Below are 2570 nucleotides of genomic sequence, written 5' to 3'. Positions count from 1 at the left end.
TCACATGGGGAGACCCCACACTACCATCGGCGCTACAACGTTTCACTTCTGAGTTCGGCATGGATTCAGGTGGGTCCGCTGCGCTATGGCCGCCAAGCAAATTCGGTTTATTACCCGTTACTGTTGTTTCTTTTTCAGTAACCAGCAATATTCAATCTTAAACAAGCTTACTTCATCGATGTTAGTCTCTCAGACAAAACACCTTCGGTGTTGTCAGGTTAAGCCTCACGGTTCATTAGTACTGGTTAGCTCAACGTATCGCTACGCTTACACACCCAGCCTATCAACGTCTTAGTCTTAAACGTTCCTTTAGGTCACTCTAGGTGACAGGGAAGACTCATCTCGAGGCAAGTTTCCCGCTTAGATGCTTTCAGCGGTTATCTCTTCCGCACTTAGCTACCGGGCAATGCCATTGGCATGACAACCCGAACACCAGTGGTGCGTTCACTCCGGTCCTCTCGTACTAGGAGCAACCCCTCTCAATCTTCCAACGCCCACGGCAGATAGGGACCGAACTGTCTCACGACGTTCTAAACCCAGCTCGCGTACCACTTTAAATGGCGAACAGCCATACCCTTGGGACCTACTTCAGCCCCAGGATGTGATGAGCCGACATCGAGGTGCCAAACACCGCCGTCGATATGAACTCTTGGGCGGTATCAGCCTGTTATCCCCGGAGTACCTTTTATCCGTTGAGCGATGGCCCTTCCATTCAGAACCACCGGATCACTAAGACCTACTTTCGTACCTGCTCGAGCCGTCACTCTCACAGTCAAGCTGGCTTATGCCTTTGCACTAACCGCATGATGTCCGACCATGCTTAGCCAACCTTCGTGCTCCTCCGTTACTCTTTAGGAGGAGACCGCCCCAGTCAAACTACCCACCAGACACGGTCCCCGACCCGGATTACGGGCCTAGGTTAGAACATCAAACGTTAAAGGGTGGTATTTCAAGGTTGACTCCATGCAGACTGGCGTCCACACTTCTTAGTCTCCCACCTATCCTACACATCAAGGCTCAATGTTCAGTGTCAAGCTATAGTAAAGGTTCACGGGGTCTTTCCGTCTTGCCGCGGGTACACTGCATCTTCACAGCGAGTTCAATTTCACTGAGTCTCGGGTGGAGACAGCCTGGCCATCATTACGCCATTCGTGCAGGTCGGAACTTACCCGACAAGGAATTTCGCTACCTTAGGACCGTTATAGTTACGGCCGCCGTTTACTGGGGCTTCGATCAAGAGCTTCTCCCTAAGGATAACCCCATCAATTAACCTTCCAGCACCGGGCAGGCGTCACACCGTATACGTCCACTTTCGTGTTTGCACAGTGCTGTGTTTTTAATAAACAGTTGCAGCCAGCTGGTATCTTCGACTGGCTTCGGCTCCGTCCGCGAGGGACTTCACTTACCGCCAGCGTGCCTTCTCCCGAAGTTACGGCACCATTTTGCCTAGTTCCTTCACCCGAGTTCTCTCAAGCGCCTGAGTATTCTCTACCTGACCACCTGTGTCGGTTTGGGGTACGATTGTTGGTAACCTGAAGCTTAGAGGCTTTTCCTGGAAGCAGGGCATCAATTGCTTCACCACCTTAGTGGCTCGTCATCACACCTCAGCATTAAGTGACCGGATTTGCCTAATCACTCTGCCTACATGCTTGAACCGGGACGACCGTCGCCCGGACAACCTAGCCTTCTCCGTTCCCCCATCGCAGTTACCACCAGTACGGGAATATTAACCCGTTTCCCATCGACTACGCTTTTCAGCCTCGCCTTAGGGGTCGACTCACCCTGCCCCGATTAACGTTGGACAGGAACCCTTGGTCTTCCGGCGTGCGGGTTTTTCACCCGCATTATCGTTACTTATGTCAGCATTCGCACTTCTGATACCTCCAGCATACCTCACAGTACACCTTCGCAGGCTTACAGAACGCTCCCCTACCCAACAACACCTAAGTGTCGCTGCCGCAGCTTCGGTGCATGGTTTAGCCCCGTTACATCTTCCGCGCGGGCCGACTCGACCAGTGAGCTATTACGCTTTCTTTAAATGATGGCTGCTTCTAAGCCAACATCCTGGCTGTCTGAGCCTTCCCACTTCGTTTCCCACTTAACCATGACTTTGGGACCTTAGCTGGCGGTCTGGGTTGTTTCCCTCTTCACGACGGACGTTAGCACCCGCCGTGTGTCTCCCGTGATAACATTCTTCGGTATTCGCAGTTTGCATCGAGTTGGTAAGTCGGGATGACCCCCTAGTCGAAACAGTGCTCTACCCCCGAAGATGAATTCACGAGGCGCTACCTAAATAGCTTTCGGGGAGAACCAGCTATCTCCCGGTTTGATTGGCCTTTCACCCCCATCCACAAGTCATCCGCTAATTTTTCAACATTAGTCGGTTCGGTCCTCCAGTTAGTGTTACCCAACCTTCAACCTGCCCATGGATAGATCACCGGGTTTCGGGTCTATACCCTGCAACTCATTCGCCCAGTTAAGACTCGGTTTCCCTACGGCTCCCCTATTCGGTTAACCTTGCTACAGAATATAAGTCGCTGACCCATTATACAAAAGGTACGCAGTCACCC

Annotated in this window: 2 rRNA genes; both read right to left on the bottom strand. The window is 52.0% G+C overall.

Annotated elements, in window-relative coordinates:
• A 5S ribosomal RNA gene (gene rrf, locus JEP36_RS17590) occupies positions 1-97 on the bottom strand; the annotation flags it as partial.
• A gap of 117 nt (positions 98-214) precedes the next feature.
• A 23S ribosomal RNA gene (locus JEP36_RS17585) occupies positions 215-2570 on the bottom strand; the annotation flags it as partial.

The sequence above is a fragment of the Proteus sp. PR00208 genome, assembly GCF_016238545.1.
Classification (GTDB): domain Bacteria; phylum Pseudomonadota; class Gammaproteobacteria; order Enterobacterales; family Enterobacteriaceae; genus Proteus.
The sequence above is the reverse complement of the archived record's forward strand: the minus strand, read 5'-3'. Positions and strand labels throughout refer to the sequence as shown.